Below are 14882 nucleotides of genomic sequence, written 5' to 3'. Positions count from 1 at the left end.
AGCGACAGGGGATTGCGAGCATTGATTTGGCGTTAAACCTCTTTGTTGCTGACCTGATCCTCGCCCAGCAGTGCCTGCCAGAGGGTAATCACCCGCTCACGGTGGGCGGCAATCACCGGGTGCTGCTCCAGTCGCATCAGGCTGCCGTGCTTCTCCAGCGCCAGGCGATGACTGACATCGCGATAGGCCAGATAGGCCTCGCGCAGCTCACCGGCCTGCTCGCCCGGCAGCTGTCCACAGGACTCGAGGGTTTCCAGCAGTCGCATGTTGTCGCTCCACTCAAGCAGAGCAGGCACCTGATGACTCAGCGCCAGCACGCAGTACTGGGCGAGAAATTCAATGTCGACGATGCCGCCGGCATCCTGCTTGAGATGGAACTGGCCGGCCTCGCGGTCCTTGGCGCTGCTGCCCAGGTGATCACGCATCTTGTGGCGCATGGCGATCACCTCCTGGCGCAGCGTCTTCTCGTCCCGCTGCTGACCAAGCACCTCACGGCGCACCTCCTCGAAAGCCAGCGCCAGCGCCGGGTCTCCCGCCACGGCCCGCGCGCGCACCAGCGCCTGATGCTCCCAGGTCCAGGCTTGGGTGAGCTGATAGTCCCGGAAGGCCGCCAGACTCGAGACCAGCAGCCCCGAATTGCCCGACGGGCGCAGGCGCATGTCGACCTCGTAGAGCGCACCGGCCGGCGTCACCGCCGTCAGCAGATGGATGATGCGCTGCCCCAGGCGCGTGAAGAACAGCGGGTTGTCCAGCGGCCGCGGGCCATCCGTCTGGCCCTTGCTGGCCGCATCATGCAGGAAGACGAGATCCAGGTCCGAGCCATAGCCCAGCTCGATGCCGCCCAGCTTGCCGTAGCCGACGATCACGAAGCTGCCACTCAGGCTGTCGCCGGTGATCGGCTGGCCATCGCGCCCGATGGGGAAGCCATGCTTGCGGGTCAGGGTCTTCCACGCCATCGCCAGCACCTGTTCCAGCACCACCTCGGCGATGAAGGTCAGATAGTCGCTGACCTTCATCAGCGGGCGGGCACCGGCGATATCGGAGGCCGCCACGTGCAGCACCTGGGCATGGCGGAACACTCGCAAGGCCTCGAGCAGCGCTTCTTCATCATCTTCGGGGATGCGCGACAGCGCGGTGCGCAGCTCATCGGCGAGGCGCGTCTTGTCGGCGGGAGAATAAAGATTATGCGGGTGCAGCAGCTCGTCGAGCAGCACCGGATAGCGCGCCAGCTGTTCGGCAATCCAAGGGCTTGCCGCACACAGGCGCATCAACTGCGCCAGCGCATCCGGGTTCTCGCGCAGCAGCGCCAGATAGGCCGTTCGGCGCAGTACCGCCTCGATCAGCGGCAAGACGCGCTCCAGCACAAGGCTGGCATCGTGCTCGCCGGGCTTCTCGGGGTCACCCGCCGCCGAGCCCAGCGCCTGCAGCAATGGCGGCATCAGCGCATCGAGGCGATCAAAGCCGATGCGCTGCATGCCCTGCACCGCACGCGACCGCCGCAGGCTATCGAGACGGCGGAAACTCTCAGCCGCACTCTTGAAGCCGCTCTCGGCGAGCAGTGCCTCGCCCTCCTCCGCCGTCAGCTCGCCGCGCCATAGCGCTCGCCATTCATCCAGCGCCTGCTGGCCTTCGCCCTGCTCGGCCTCGTCGTCTTCCGGCGCGGCGATCACGTTGTCGAAGTGATGGCGGATGCGCATACGCACCTCTTCCAGGCGCGCGGTGAGTGCCTCCCAATCGAGCAGTTTCATGGCCAGCGCGAGACGCTCGCGGCCCAGCGGATCCAGCGGCAATGTCTGGGTCTGGCGGTCGGCCTGGGCCTGCAGGGCATGTTCAAGATCGCGCAGGAAGACGTAATCCGGCACCAGCTCATCCACGACCGCCTGCGGCAGCAAGCCCAGGGCTGGCAGGCGCGCAAAGGCCTGCTTGAGCGAGGTGACCTGCAATTCCGACTCACGCCCGCCCCGAATCAGCTGGAAGGCCTGGGCGACGAACTCCACCTCGCGAATGCCGCCGGAGCCGAGCTTGATGTTGTCGGACAGCCCGCGCCGTTTGACCTCTCGATTGATCATCGCCTTCATCTCGCGCAGCGACTCGATGGCACCGAAATCCAGATACTTGCGATAGACGAAGGGACGCAGGTGCGCGATCAGGCGCTCGCCGGCAGCGACGCTGCCCGCCACCGGGCGCGCCTTGAGCATCGCGTAACGCTCCCATTCGCGGCCCTGATCCTGATAGTAGCTGGCCAGCATCGAGAAACTGCCGACCAGAGGCCCGCCGTCCCCCAGCGGACGCAGCCGCATGTCGACGCGGAACACGAAGCCATCGGCGGTCATCGCGTCCAGCGCGGCAATCAGCTTCTGGCCGAGGCGCGTGAAATATTCCTGATGATCCAGAGACTTGCGGCCACCGGATGTCTCGCCCTTGTCGGGAAAGGCGAAGATCAGGTCGATATCGGAGGAGAGGTTGAGCTCGCCGGCGCCCAGCTTGCCCATGCCGAGCACCACCAGCCGCTGCGGCTCGCCGAAGCGATCCGGCGCGGGGCGGCCATAGCGCGGCTCGAGCGACGCTTCCAACCAGCCAAGCGCGCCTTCGAGGGTGACTTCGGCGAGGTGCGAGACCGCCGCCGCGGTCTGCCACATGTCGGCGCCGTTGAGGTCACGCCACACGATGCCCAGCATGCGCAGCTGGCGGAAACGCCGCAGCACCTGCTGCATCGCCTTCTCGTCATCGGCACTGGCGAGACCGGCGGCGAGGCGCTCAGTGAGCTGGGCGACCGGCAAGGCGCGCTCCAGCTCGCCACTCTCGAGCAGTTCGGACAGCAATTCAGGGCGGCGGCACAGCGCCTCCAGCGCGAAGTCGGACAGCGTGATCAGACGCCCAAGCTGCCTGCGCTGACGCTCATCGAGGGCCAGAAAGGTCGCCAGCGGAGAGCTGTCATCGCCACGCATCTCGCTGAGATTCTCAGCCTGGGTCAGGCTCTCTTCGAGACGCTCCTGCGCGGCGTGCAGGGCGCTCTCGAGCGTGGCACGGCTGTCAGCCGACTGCTCGGCCAGCAGCGATGACGGCGCAAGGAAATCAGCGGGCAACAGTGGGCGGGACTGCGCGGGGGATGGCTGGGGCATGGTCGTCTCCTTCGATCCAGCCCTCAGCATAACGGAGGCCGCAGGCACATGACACGGCCCTGCCCGCTGCCCCTTCCATTGATGAGACCAGGGCGAGGACGTTCAGCCGAACAGCTTGTCGTAGAGCAAGGTGCCCCAGGTCAGCCCGGCGAATATCAGGCTGATCATCACCGCCGCCGAGCCCATGTCCTTGGCGCGCCCGGACAGTTCATGGAATTCCGGGCCGATGCGGTCAATCGCGGACTCCACCGCCGAGTTGAGCAGTTCGACCATCAGCACGATCAGCGTGGAGCCGACCAGCAGCAGCCATTCGACATGCGAATCACCGATCCACCAGGCAAACGGCAGCAGCAAGGCGCACAGCACGATCTCCTGGCGGAAGGCCTCTTCGTTGCTCCAGGCGGCCTTGAGGCCCTTTAGCGAGTAACGCGCGGAATGCTTGAGGTGGGTCAAGCCGGTATGCCGTGATTTCATCTTCGGGTCTCGTACAGAAGCAGCACGGGGGCTGCAAAGGCCGATCTTTCAATCGGACGACGTCTGCCAGCAACACGCCTCGGGAGAGCTCGCAGCACACCGGCCAGCGACAGCGCAGCGCTGCCTGCGCGAATTTCACGACCAAAGGCTACCCGAGGCCTCATCGACGGGCGTGCTCTAATACCGCCAGGCGCTCGATGACGGCGGCGATGATAGCAAAGCACGCGCTGAAGCGGCATTGCCGATCCCGTCCTCCAACAACAACAAATCAACGCCGGGAACTGCCCATGCCTTCGCTATCACACGACACACGCCAGACGCTCAGCCGCGGACTGGCGCGCAACTTCCTCGGCCAGTCGCCACGCTGGTACAAGCAGCTGATGTGCCTGTTTCTGATCACCAACCCACTACTGCTGTGGTTCAGCGGCCCGCAAGGTGGCGTGATCGTCGGCTGGCTGCTGCTGGGGGAATTCATCTTCACGCTGGCGATGGCGCTCAAGTGCTACCCCCTCCAGCCGGGCGGTCTGCTGGCACTGGAGGCCGTCGTCATCGGCATGGCCTCACCGGAGGCCATCATGCAGGAGATGGAGCGCAACCTGCCGGTGATCCTGCTGCTGATGTTCATGGTGGCCGGCATCTACTTCATGAAGCCGCTGCTGCTGTATGCCTTCACCAAGATCATCCTCGGCGTGCGCTCCAAGACCTGGCTGTCGCTGATGTTCTGTCTCTCAAGCGCTCTGCTGTCCGCCTTTCTCGATGCCTTGACGGTGACGGCGGTCATCATCGGCATCGCGGTGGGCTTCTACTCCGTCTACCACAAGGTGGCCTCGGGCAAGCATTTCGATACCCAGCATGACCATGCCAACGATGTCAGCGTCGAGGCCGTGCACAGTGAAGACCTCGAGGATTTCCGCGGCTTTCTGCGCTCGCTGCTGATGCATGGCGCGGTGGGAACCGCGCTGGGAGGCGTCAGCACCATGATCGGCGAGCCGCAGAACCTGGTGATCGCCAAGGCCGCTGAATGGGACTTCATCGACTTCTTCCTCGCCATGGCGCCGGTCACCGTGCCGACCTTCTTCGCCGGCCTCGCCCTGTGTGTGCTGCTTGAGCGTGGCCGCTGGTTCGGCTACGGCCAGCGACTGCCCGCCAGCGTGCGACGAATTCTCGAGGATTATGATCATCATCAGGATGCACGGCGCACGCCGCGGGAACGCGCCGCGCTGATCGTGCAGGCCGTGGTGGCCGTGCTGCTGGTACTGGCGCTGGCACTGCACATGGCAGAGGTCGGGCTGATCGGGCTGGCGGTGATCATTCTGCTGACCGCCGGCAACGGCATCACCGATGAGCACCAGATCGGCCGCGCCTTCCAGGAATCACTGCCCTTCACCTCGCTGCTGGTGGTGTTCTTCACCATCGTCGCGGTCATCCACGAGCAGCATCTGTTCCAGCCATTCATCCAGTGGGTACTCAGTCTGCCCATCGAGGAGCAGGCCGGCGCACTGTTCCTGGCCAATGGGCTGCTCTCGGCCATCTCGGACAATGTCTTCGTGGCCACGGTGTACATCACCCAGGTCAAGAACGAGTTCGTGGCCGGCAATATCAGCCGCGAGCACTTTCATGCGCTGGCGGTCGCGGTGAACACCGGCACCAACCTGCCCAGCGTTGCGACCCCCAATGGCCAGGCGGCGTTCCTGTTCCTGCTCACCTCCGCCATCGCGCCGCTGGTCAGGCTTTCCTACGGGCGCATGGTATGGATGGCATTACCCTACACGGTGCTGATGACGCTGGTCGGGTTGGCCACCGTGCGCAGCTTCATCTAGCCAGCGTCTTGACGAGAACCTTGATGAGAGGCCTGACGAGAGCCTTCCGCCAGCGCCTCCTGTTACCGGGGCCAACCGCACACCCGGCTGGCCCCGGTTGCGTCAGTCTCATCCCAATGTCGATATCGCGAGACTTCCCCACAGCGTCGCTTGCAGGCACTGTGAGGTGACGCGTCTCGATCAGACGCCGTGACACCCTTCAAGCAGGAAGACCGCCAACACCAACGCCATCCACAAGGAGACAGCCATGTCCCGCGCACTGATGCTGCACGAAGAGACACCTCGCGCCCGAGTCGTCGACCTCTCCGATGATCAGCTACCTGACCTGCCCGTCACGGTGGCCATCGAGCGTTCAGGGCTCAACTACAAGGACGCACTGGCCATCACTGGCCGTGGCAAGATCGTCCGCGAGCTGCCCTTCGTGCCGGGCATCGATTTCGCGGGACGCGTCGAAGCCTCCGACTCGCCGGACTATCAGCCGGGCGATGAGGTCATCCTGACCGGCTGGGGCGTGGGCGAGCGCCATTGGGGTGGTCTGGCCGAGCGCATGCGCGTCAAGCCCGAGTGGCTGGTCAAGCGCCCTGCCAATCTGAGCGCCGAGCAGGCCATGGCCTTCGGCACCGCCGGTTTGACTGCCATGCTGTGCGTGATGCGCCTCGAGGAGGCCGGCCTGACGCCCGAGCAGGGCCCGGTGATCGTCACCGGCGCCACCGGCGGGGTCGGCAGCTGGGCCGTGCAGATGCTGGCCAAGCAAGGCTTCGAGGTTCACGCGGTCAGCGGCAAGGCCGAGCAGCGCGAATGGCTCGAGTCACTGGGCGCGAGCGAAGTCCATCTGCGCAGTGATTTCGAGGACAAGGGCCGCCCACTGGAAAAGAGCCGCTGGGCAGGCGCCGTGGATACTGCCGGTGGCCAGGTGCTGGCCAATCTGCTGGCGCAGATGAATTACGATGGCAAGGTGGCGGCCGTGGGCCTCGCGGCGGGCGCCGACCTGCCCACCAGCGTGATGCCGTTCATCCTGCGCGGCGTCTCGTTGCTGGGCGTCGATAGCGTCATGATCAATGCCGAACGTCGTCGAAAGGTCTGGCAGCGTCTGGCCGACCTGCCGGATGAGATGCACGCCCAGATGCAGCTCGAGACGGTCGGTCTGGAAGGCCTGGCCGAGCGCGCCGAGGCGATGATCGACGGACGCGTCAGCGGTCGCGTGCTGCTCGACCCGACGCGCTGAAGACACTCGACGCACGACTCGCGACGGAAAATTTGTCCTCGCAGCGCCAAAAACGCTTCAAGTCCTTGATTGTTGCGGTGCAATAGCGATTTTGGCGTTAGCCAATGCCCTCACACAACGCTATGCTCTTGTTATCTCGTTGCGCCCTGTCGAGCGTCCCGAGTGCCCTCCCCTCAGCCATGCCGGGCGTGTGGAGGACCACCCCGCCTTCGGGCGGGGTTTTTTGTGTCTGTCATTCAGGCCATGAACACGAAAGCCCCGCCGATTGGCGGGGCTTTCGTGTCATGCGCTCGCGATCAGGAGCTCAGTTGCGCTCGATCATCGCGGTCAGGTCCTCGGCGACCGGATCCAGCACCTGCGGCCAGGACAGATAAGGCACCGCCGCCCGACCGTTGACCATCACCGCGAAGGCACCCCAGCGGCCACTTTGCGTGCGGAAGTATCCCGAGATGGCGCGCACCGGCACCGGGTTGTTGAGCGTGCCTGTCTTGACCATCACGTGATTGCGGAAGGTCTCGCTGCCACGGCGGATGAAGCGCATCGGGCCATTGACCGGTGCCTGCAGGCCCGCCACGAAGGTGGGGAACAGCGCCGGGCGGTGATACATGCTGTCGAGCAACGCCACCAGCCCACTGACGCTGGTGCGGTTCTGGGAAGTCAGGCCGCTGCCGGAATACATCGTCAGCGGGCCGTGCCCGGGAATCGCGCTGGCGAAGGTTTCAAGCTTGGCACCGCCCTGGCGCAAGGTGGCCTGACTGCCGCCGACCAGCGCCAGCGTCAGCTGGTCCGCCATGAAGTTGTTGGAGTAGTTGAGCATGCGCGTCAGCAACTCCTGCATCGGCTTGCCTTCGACGCTACCGAGCTGCGCGGCGCTGGAGGGCGGCGCCGTCGAGGTGATATCCACCCCGCCGGTCACCGTGATCCCGGCGCGCGCCAGGATGTCGCGCATCAGCTCACCGGTGTACAGCGCAGGATTGGAGACGGCGCGGTAGATACTGCGCGGCTGGCTGTCGGCGGCGATGGTGCCGGTGACGACCAGCGTATCGCGACCGTTGCTGGTGGTACGGCGGGCATTGATGGCGCTCTTGCCCCCCGCGCCGACCGTAGTGACCTGGTTATCGAAGATCTCGGTGGGCTGGGTGGTATCGCAGCTGGCCAGTCGCGCCGGCGCCTGACTGCCCGCACCCGGCATCACCTTCACGCACCAGCTGGCATAGTTGCTGGCCGCGGACGACAGCAGCGCATCATAGGCGTTGCTGGAACGCCGCGAGGCATTGCAGCGATCGGTACTGATGCAGGGCACCGGCCCGAAACGCCACTGACTGATCAAAAGGCGCCCTTCGACACGGCGGATGCCCCGAAAGCGCAGCTCCTCGGTCAGCCGCCACAGCTCTTCGCTGGTCAGCGCCGGGTCGCCGCTGCCCTCGAGCACCAGGTCACCGGTCAAGACACCGCCGCTGATCGTGCCCGTACTGCGCAGACGCGTGGAGAAACGATACTGCGGACCGAAACGGTCCAGCGCCGCACCGGCGATATAGAGTTTGGACAGCGAAGCCGGCGTCAGTTGCTGGTCGGGATTGACCGAGGCCAGCGTCTCGCCGGTATCGAGCATGCGCGCCTGGGCACTGACGATGAAGCCCTTGTCAGTCAGCCGCGTCAGGTTGTCAAAGCCCGCCGCCTGCGCCGGGCCCGCCACGACAAGCGTCGCACCGGCCGCCATGGCCAGTCGGCGCAGCGAGCGCGTGAAACGCAGCGACTTGCCCGCTGCTGCGGGGCGCGCCGCCTTCAGCAAAGGCAACAGGGGAGAGAGTCGGGAGGGTCGCGCAGAGGTCGGTGCAGTGCGAAATAGGGGCATGAGGCATCCAGTGACGTCGTCGGTGAGCATCCATGTCACAGCCGGGAGGCGCCGTGATGCCCCTAGCTTAATGAGGACTGGCGCTGGAAAACAGATGCAGGACGGCGACACCGCCCACGATCATCGCCAACCCCAGGATGGCCGGCAGATCCGGCATCTCGCGATAGACCACCGCACCGAAGACGGTGACCAGCACGATGCCGAGCCCGGACCATACCGCATAGGTCACACCCAGCGGCAGATCACGCAGTACCAGCGTCAGGAAATAGAAGGCGATGCCGTAGCCCACCACCACGATCATGCTGGGGCCGAGTCGTGAAAAGGACTCGGAGGCCTTGAGCGCACTGGTCGCGATGACCTCTGCCAGTATGGCCACTGCCAGGAAGACATAACTCATCGAATCACCTCGTATTGTGGTGGACCAGCTGCTGCTCGCGCGCGGCCTTGCGCGCCAGCAGACGGTGCATCACGGCATCGAACAGCGGATTGAAGATCATGGCCCAGACCAGGAAAAAGGCAACGAAGCCGAGATCCAGCAGGAGTGCCTGCCACAGCCCGAGGTCGAGCCAGGCAGCCACGATGAAGACGGTCACCAGTACCAGGCCGAGTTCGAAGCCGAGTGCCTGAGCGATGCGCTGGGCCACGCTGCGCTGGCGGGTCGGTACCCAGCGGTCGAACATCCAGTTCCAGACCGTACTCCAGATCACCGCCAGTGTGGACATCACCACCGCCAGGCTGCCCATGCTCGCCAGGTCGTGCCCCGTGACCAGTGCCGACAGCGGCGCCACGAGCAGGATACCGCCCAATTCCAGCAGTCCTGCCTGGGCCAGACGTTCTTTCTTGGAACGCATGTCATACCTCCTCTCGATCACCGCGTGTGATGCCGGATGGGCGGAACGACGCGGATGGAGGAGGCATTCTAGAGAGATACAAGATGGTTTAAAGTTGGCATCCATCTATTATTCAGATGGATCAAGGCGCGAGGCGAGGCAATGAACTGGACCCTGGAGCAACTGCAGACACTGCGCTGCGTGGCGGAGACGGGCTCGTTCTCGGCGGCGGCGCGGCGTCTGGGGCGCGCGCAATCCGCAGTCAGCACCGCCATCGCCAATCTGGAACTGGACCTGGGCTGCGAGCTGTTCGATCGCCGCCCTCGCACGCCGGTGCTGACGCCCGCGGGCAAGGCCATGCTGCACGAAGCCAACAGCGTGCTGATGCAATGCCAGCGCCTGGAGGCACGCGCTCGCACCCTCAGCCAGGGGCTGGAAGCCAGCCTGACGTTGGCGATCGATGAGGCGCTGGTAGAAATGCCGCCGGTGATGGCGGTACTGGAAAAGATGGCGGTGCAATACCCGACGCTGACGCTGAATCTGCTCAATGGCGCGCAGGATGAGGTGGCCCGCTGGGTGGAGCAGCACCAGGCCAATCTCGGCATCCTGTTCTATCAGCCATTGGGTGTCATGGCGCTGGAGCGCGAGGCGCTGGGGCGACTGGAGCAGGTGCTGATCGTGGCACGCAACCATCCGCTGGCGCAGCTTGAGAGCCCGACCCACAGCGACCTGGCGGATCACCGCCAGCTGATGATCGGTCAACGCCAGCAACTGGAACCCGGCCACGAGGGGCCACGCTCACAGCGCTTCTGGCAGCTCAACAGCTTCTATGCGATGGCTGAGCTGACGACGCGCGGACTGGGCTGGGCGCAGGTTCCGCGCCATATCGCCCACTACCCGCCCTTCCAGCAGCGTTTGAAGATTCTGGACTTGAGCGCGCTGGGCGCCACCGCCGACATCGATATCGAACTGATCGCGCGCCGCGACAGCCCTCGTGGCCCCGCGGCAAGCTGGCTGCGCCAGTCACTGCGCGACACCTTCCACAACAGCCACGCCGCTATCGCCAACCAGAATCTGCCACCGGCGTGATTCACGTCAGACCTGCAGCGGGTAGCGCTCGGGCGTGTGTTCAAGCTGGCACTCGAGTCGCCACAGCGCCTGGCCAGACTCGTGATACTTGCGCTCGAAGTGCGTCAGATAATCGCCCTGCGGCTCGAAGGCGTGCGCCGTCACCTCGACACCGGTGGCATGCCCGATGGCCTGGGCGAATTCCCGGGCGTAGATTTCCCAGTTGGTGCGCAGCTCAAGCTGACCACCCAGCGCCATGATGATCGGGAATACCGGGTGGCCCTGCCAGCGCATCTTGAGGTGGCGCGCCTTGGGATAAGGATTGGGGTACAGCAGGGTGTGATGCGCAGGTGCCCAGCCCGCGGCGAGCGCCAGACGCCAGAAGTCGACGAGGTCCGCGCGAACCAACAGGGCGTTGTCCGGCAGCTCGCCATGCTTGCGACTGAGACGGTCTTCGCTGCGGTCCACACCGATGACAGCATGGTCCGGGTGCGCCAGTGCCAGTTGACGCGTCGATCGCCCGACGCCGCAGCCACTGTCCAGCCACAGGGGCCTGCCCTGAGCCGACAACCACCGTTGCGCTTGCAGGAACGCTTCGCGGGTATGTTCCGCCACGGGTTTGCGCAGCGGATGCGCCATCGCACGGCGCACGCGACGCTCGATATCCTCGTGGGGGCCGGTCTGGGGAGAATCGATCTGGCGGGAGTTGGCGTACATCAGCAGTTCCGATAGCAACGGGCAGGAAAATCACGCGCGGAGTCTAGCAGATGCGCCTGCATCGGGCTGCGCCATATGGCGCACAGCCCATCCGGGGCCGGCGGTGCAGAAAGGCCTGGGCACAAAAAAGGCGCCTGCCTCGCGGCACGCGCCTACACCAACTCAAACAGCCAAGACAGAATGTCAGCTTGTTTCTCGAAAATCAAACAAACGTTTAATCACGATCACTCCATGCCATGACAAGTACAAAAACAGGCCAGAGGGTCTCGCACTGAGCGCAGAGATATCGCACAGTGTTCGCAGCAAGCGCTCGCTGGCGCGCCCGCGTAGAGGCAGGGGTGCATGACGCCTGTATTGAGGGGGTGTTATCATCCGCCCATCATTTGGACGAATATCCGCAGAGGTATCGCCCAGACCAACGACTCACAGTATTTTTACGAGGAAAGCGGCTTGTCACACTTACCGGTGATCGTCGGCATGGGCGGCGTCAATGCCGCCGGCAGAACTTCGGGCCATCAGGCGTTCCGACGCACGGTGCTCGACTCCCTGCCGGAGACAGACCGTCAAGAGACCCTGCTGGGGCTCGCGTCGCTCATGAACCTCGCCCGCTGCGATGATCAGGGCCAGTGGTTCGATGCCGAAGGCCAACCCGCCGAGGCTCAGGCACTCGCGGAGCGCCTGGCGGACCAGGTGCTGTCCCACACCCTGATTCGTCGCATTGAAGACGAGCGCTTCAACGCGACCGGCATTCCTGCCAATCGTCAGTCAAAGCTGGCGCTGGGCCAGGACTTGACCTTCACGCTGCGCAGCCGCCAGCTGCCGGAACAGCCGCCCGCTGACTGGCAGATCCGCGAGCTGGACAACCGTCATGTCGAAGTCACGGTACCGGCCGGCGAATTCGAGGTCCTGCTGCCCGATCATCGTCAGGCGCTGGTGCGCGCCGCGGGTCAGCTGCCCAGCGGCTTCGCGCCAGAACAGCTCTATCGCAGCGTGCATCACCCGCGCGGCCTGTCGATGACCATCTTCGGCGCCAGCGACTGCCTCGGCGACAGCGGCCTGGACTGGGATGCGCTGCGCGATAGCCTCGATCCGGACGATATCGCCGTCTACGCCGGCAACTCCATCGGCCAGATGGATGCCGAAGGCTGGGGCGGACTGATGAAGTCATTCGTGGCCGGCGAGCGCGCCACTTCCAAGCAGATGCCACTGGGCTATGCCCAGATGCCCGCCGACTTCCTCAATGCCTATGTGCTGGGCAATGTCGGCGGCGCCGGTGCAGCGATGGGCGCCTGTGCCAGCTTCCTCTACAACCTGAAGCTGGGCCTGAACGACATCCGCAGCGGCCGTCGCCGCGTGGTGATGGTCGGCACCGCCGATGCGCCGATCACGCCGGAAGTCATCGAGGGCTTCCGCAGCATGGGGGCTCTGGCCGATGACGAGAGCCTCAAGGCCCTCGACGCGCTGGAAGTGCTCACCGACAGCGATTACCAGAAGGCCTGTCGCCCGTTCGCGCGCAACTGTGGCTTCACCATCGCGGAAGCGACCCAGTTCGTGATCCTGATGGCGGATGATCTGGCGCTGGACACCGGCGCTCGCATCATCGGCAGCGTGCCGGACGTGTTCGTCAATGCAGACGGCTGGAAGCGCTCCATCTCGGCACCCGGCGTCGGCAACTACATCACCCTGAGCAAGGCGGTAGCGCTGGCGCGCGATATCGTCGGCGATGAAGGCGTGCGCCAGCGCAGCTTCGTGCACGCACATGCCACCTCCACGCCGAAGAACCGCACCACCGAATCCCATGTGCTCAATGAAGTGGCTCGCGCCAACGACATCCAGTCCTGGCCTGTGGTGGCGGTAAAATCCTTCGTCGGCCACAGCCAGGGCAGCGCCGCGGGCGATCAGGCGGTATCGGCGCTCGGCAGCATGGCGACCGGCATCCTGCCAGGTATCCCGACGCTGGATGCCATCGCCGATGACGTGCATCACAGCCATCTCGACATTCGCCGCGAGGCGCGCGAGTTCACCGCAGATGTCGCCTTCATCAATGCCAAGGGCTTCGGTGGCAACAACGCCAGTGGCGTGGTGCTGTCGGCAGATGTCACGCTGAAGTTGCTGGCGGCGCGACACGGTGAGGAGGCATTGGCTGCCTGGCGTGAGCGCAGTGATCTCTGCGAGCAGCGGCGTGCTGACTATCTGGACAAGGCACAGCGCGGCGAATTCACGCCGACCTATCGCTTCGGTGAAGGTGTGCTCGAAGGTCCGGAGCTGGAGATCACGGATCGCGAGATCCGTATCCCCGGCTATGCGAAGCCCGTCTCGCTCAAGGTCGACAACCCCTTCGGTTCGCTGTAAGCCAGGCTCGCTGCAAGACCGGTTGGCTACCCCTCCCGGGTTGCGCACTCGGTGACGAATCCCCTCGCGCGACTGGCAAGCCGCGCGAGGGGTTCTACACTCGGCGTACCAGGGGAGCCGGCGGCGCGACAGGCACTGCGCCCCGGCCTTCTGCGGCTCCTCATCCTTCGTCGTCCACTGCAGCCGGTCACCAAGCTGACCCGCTGCCGACAGAGCTCGAGTTCGTCATGCCCAAGAACATCGCCGTCTATCCCGGCACCTTCGACCCGATCACCAATGGCCATACCGACCTGATCGAGCGCGGCGCCCGCCTGTTCGACAAGGTAGTGGTGGCGGTGGCTTACAGCCCCAGCAAACGCCCTGCCCTGCCGCTGGAGATGCGCATCGATCTGGCACGCCGGATTCTGGCGCATCTCGACAATGTCGAGGTCATCGGTTTCAGCTGCCTGCTGACAGAGCTGCTTGAGCAGCAGAATGCGCGTATCATTCTGCGCGGCCTGCGTGCGGTCTCCGACTTCGAGTACGAACTGCAGCTGGCCAACATGAACCGGGCCCAGGCTCCGCACGTCGATAGCCTGTTCCTGACCCCGGAATTACAGAACTCCTACATTTCATCGACCATCGTGCGCGAGATATCGCGTCATGGCGGTGATGTGTCGCGTCTGGTGCATCCGCTGGTGGCCGAGACCCTCGCCCGGCATTTCACCGCTACCGACGACGACACAGCCACAAGCTGAGGACAGCATCATGGCCCTGATCATCACTGATGAGTGCATCAACTGCGACGTCTGCGAGCCGGAATGTCCCAATGGGGCCATCTCGCCGGGGGAAGAGATATACGTCATCGACCCGGACCTGTGCACCGAATGCGTCGGACACTTCGATGAGCCGCAATGTCAGCAGGTCTGCCCTGTCGACTGCATCCCGCTCGACCCGGCCAACAAGGAAAGCCGGGAAGAGCTGATGGACAAGTACCACATCATCACGGCCGCACTCGGCAACTGATTGCCGCCTGCTCCGACAGCCGTCATGACGATGACATGGCCTGTACTGCGCCACATCCGTCGTGACGGCTGCTGCCTGCTTCTTCTTGCCTTCTCCGCAAGCCTTTTTCAAGCGCTCCCCGATAGCCTTTCCTGCAAGCTCCTTTTCTCAAGCCCTTTCCTCAAGCTCGGCCCTGACAGGCGCTTCAGCGCCTGCCCCCCAACGCGGCGCCTCTTGCCGCGAGAAACCAGCGGGTAACGAAACCGACTGGCAAAGACGTCGACCAGCGACACTCTTCGCCCTCGATCACGATCTCCCGCGACGCGCTGCCTGTCATTGCCTGCTCCCGCCAGTCCCACTGCTGAGATGGCCAGACAACGTCATGGTCGTCAGCTTGCGCTCGGCCCCCTGCCTAAACGGCTACGCAATCAATAC

At 64.6% G+C, this 14882-nt stretch carries 12 protein-coding genes; 6 read left to right on the top strand and 6 right to left on the bottom strand.

What is annotated here, in order from left to right; translation table 11 throughout:
• Window positions 1-32 precede the first annotated feature (32 nt).
• Together glnE and MKZ40_RS12730 are read right to left on the bottom strand one after the other, a co-directional pair.
• Window positions 33-3122: a bifunctional [glutamate--ammonia ligase]-adenylyl-L-tyrosine phosphorylase/[glutamate--ammonia-ligase] adenylyltransferase gene (gene glnE, locus MKZ40_RS12735; RefSeq protein ID WP_175089607.1), complete on the bottom strand. Its 3090-nt coding sequence runs from the start codon at window positions 3120-3122 to the stop codon at window positions 33-35.
• A gap of 102 nt (window positions 3123-3224) precedes the next feature.
• Entirely contained in the window at window positions 3225-3596 is a 372-nt protein-coding gene (locus MKZ40_RS12730) for a diacylglycerol kinase (protein WP_043334615.1), read from the bottom strand.
• 287 nt (window positions 3597-3883) lie between these two features.
• Between MKZ40_RS12730 and nhaB the strand changes: the two genes are divergently transcribed.
• Entirely contained in the window at window positions 3884-5416 is a 1533-nt protein-coding gene (nhaB, locus tag MKZ40_RS12725; RefSeq protein WP_175089608.1) for a sodium/proton antiporter NhaB, read from the top strand.
• 247 nt (window positions 5417-5663) lie between these two features.
• On the top strand, window positions 5664-6641 hold the full coding sequence (locus MKZ40_RS12720) for an MDR family oxidoreductase (RefSeq protein WP_175089609.1): 978 nt from the start codon (window positions 5664-5666) through the stop codon (window positions 6639-6641).
• Window positions 6642-6945: 304 nt separating this feature from the next.
• On the opposite strand, the gene dacB is transcribed toward MKZ40_RS12720, so the two are convergent.
• From dacB to MKZ40_RS12705, 3 genes are all read right to left on the bottom strand, one after another.
• Window positions 6946-8496, bottom strand: a complete 1551-nt coding sequence (gene dacB / locus MKZ40_RS12715) for a D-alanyl-D-alanine carboxypeptidase/D-alanyl-D-alanine-endopeptidase (RefSeq protein ID WP_249330404.1) — start codon at window positions 8494-8496, stop codon at window positions 6946-6948.
• Window positions 8497-8563: 67 nt separating this feature from the next.
• A complete protein-coding gene (locus tag MKZ40_RS12710) occupies window positions 8564-8893 on the bottom strand; it encodes a multidrug efflux SMR transporter (RefSeq protein WP_175089610.1) in 330 nt (109 codons plus the stop codon).
• A 4-nt stretch (window positions 8894-8897) separates the two neighbouring features.
• The gene (locus tag MKZ40_RS12705; RefSeq protein ID WP_175089611.1) at window positions 8898-9347 is read right to left on the bottom strand and encodes a PACE efflux transporter; all 450 of its coding nucleotides are present in this window, start codon (window positions 9345-9347) and stop codon (window positions 8898-8900) included.
• A gap of 141 nt (window positions 9348-9488) precedes the next feature.
• Between MKZ40_RS12705 and MKZ40_RS12700 the strand changes: the two genes are divergently transcribed.
• Window positions 9489-10415 carry a LysR family transcriptional regulator gene (locus MKZ40_RS12700; RefSeq protein ID WP_175089612.1) on the top strand — a complete coding sequence of 309 codons (927 nt, stop codon included), beginning with the start codon at window positions 9489-9491 and terminating at the stop codon, window positions 10413-10415.
• Between the two features lie 6 nt (window positions 10416-10421).
• On the opposite strand, the gene MKZ40_RS12695 is transcribed toward MKZ40_RS12700, so the two are convergent.
• Window positions 10422-11111 (bottom strand): SAM-dependent methyltransferase, encoded by a 690-nt coding sequence (locus MKZ40_RS12695; protein WP_175089613.1) that lies wholly within the window; start codon window positions 11109-11111, stop codon window positions 10422-10424.
• 477 nt (window positions 11112-11588) lie between these two features.
• Between MKZ40_RS12695 and MKZ40_RS12690 the strand changes: the two genes are divergently transcribed.
• The 3 genes from MKZ40_RS12690 to MKZ40_RS12680 all read left to right on the top strand — a co-directional run bounded on the left by MKZ40_RS12690 (window position 11589) and on the right by MKZ40_RS12680 (window position 14468).
• Window positions 11589-13463 carry a beta-ketoacyl synthase gene (locus MKZ40_RS12690; RefSeq protein WP_175089715.1) on the top strand — a complete coding sequence of 625 codons (1875 nt, stop codon included), beginning with the start codon at window positions 11589-11591 and terminating at the stop codon, window positions 13461-13463.
• A 227-nt stretch (window positions 13464-13690) separates the two neighbouring features.
• Complete coding sequence (gene coaD, locus MKZ40_RS12685; RefSeq protein ID WP_175089614.1) at window positions 13691-14200, top strand: pantetheine-phosphate adenylyltransferase; 510 nt, start codon at window positions 13691-13693, stop codon at window positions 14198-14200.
• A gap of 10 nt (window positions 14201-14210) precedes the next feature.
• On the top strand, window positions 14211-14468 hold the full coding sequence (locus tag MKZ40_RS12680; RefSeq protein ID WP_175089615.1) for a YfhL family 4Fe-4S dicluster ferredoxin: 258 nt from the start codon (window positions 14211-14213) through the stop codon (window positions 14466-14468).
• The last annotated feature ends 414 nt before the right edge of the window (window positions 14469-14882 follow it).

The organism is Cobetia sp. BMC6 (genome assembly GCF_029991385.1).
Classification (GTDB): domain Bacteria; phylum Pseudomonadota; class Gammaproteobacteria; order Pseudomonadales; family Halomonadaceae; genus Cobetia.
This window is presented reverse-complemented; position numbering and strand designations above follow the sequence as displayed.

Excerpts from the sequence above, each read along its gene's own strand:
- glnE (WP_175089607.1), bottom strand. The coding sequence starts at position 3,122 with ATGCCCCAGCCATCCCCCGCGCAGTCCCGCCCACTGTTGCCCGCTGAT.
- MKZ40_RS12730 (WP_043334615.1), bottom strand. The coding sequence starts at position 3,596 with ATGAAATCACGGCATACCGGCTTGACCCACCTCAAGCATTCCGCGCGT.
- nhaB (WP_175089608.1), top strand. The coding sequence starts at position 3,884 with ATGCCTTCGCTATCACACGACACACGCCAGACGCTCAGCCGCGGACTG.
- MKZ40_RS12720 (WP_175089609.1), top strand. The coding sequence starts at position 5,664 with ATGTCCCGCGCACTGATGCTGCACGAAGAGACACCTCGCGCCCGAGTC.
- dacB (WP_249330404.1), bottom strand. The coding sequence starts at position 8,496 with ATGCCCCTATTTCGCACTGCACCGACCTCTGCGCGACCCTCCCGACTC.
- MKZ40_RS12710 (WP_175089610.1), bottom strand. The coding sequence starts at position 8,893 with ATGAGTTATGTCTTCCTGGCAGTGGCCATACTGGCAGAGGTCATCGCG.
- MKZ40_RS12705 (WP_175089611.1), bottom strand. The coding sequence starts at position 9,347 with ATGCGTTCCAAGAAAGAACGTCTGGCCCAGGCAGGACTGCTGGAATTG.
- MKZ40_RS12700 (WP_175089612.1), top strand. The coding sequence starts at position 9,489 with ATGAACTGGACCCTGGAGCAACTGCAGACACTGCGCTGCGTGGCGGAG.
- MKZ40_RS12695 (WP_175089613.1), bottom strand. The coding sequence starts at position 11,111 with ATGTACGCCAACTCCCGCCAGATCGATTCTCCCCAGACCGGCCCCCAC.
- MKZ40_RS12690 (WP_175089715.1), top strand. The coding sequence starts at position 11,589 with ATGGGCGGCGTCAATGCCGCCGGCAGAACTTCGGGCCATCAGGCGTTC.
- coaD (WP_175089614.1), top strand. The coding sequence starts at position 13,691 with ATGCCCAAGAACATCGCCGTCTATCCCGGCACCTTCGACCCGATCACC.
- MKZ40_RS12680 (WP_175089615.1), top strand. The coding sequence starts at position 14,211 with ATGGCCCTGATCATCACTGATGAGTGCATCAACTGCGACGTCTGCGAG.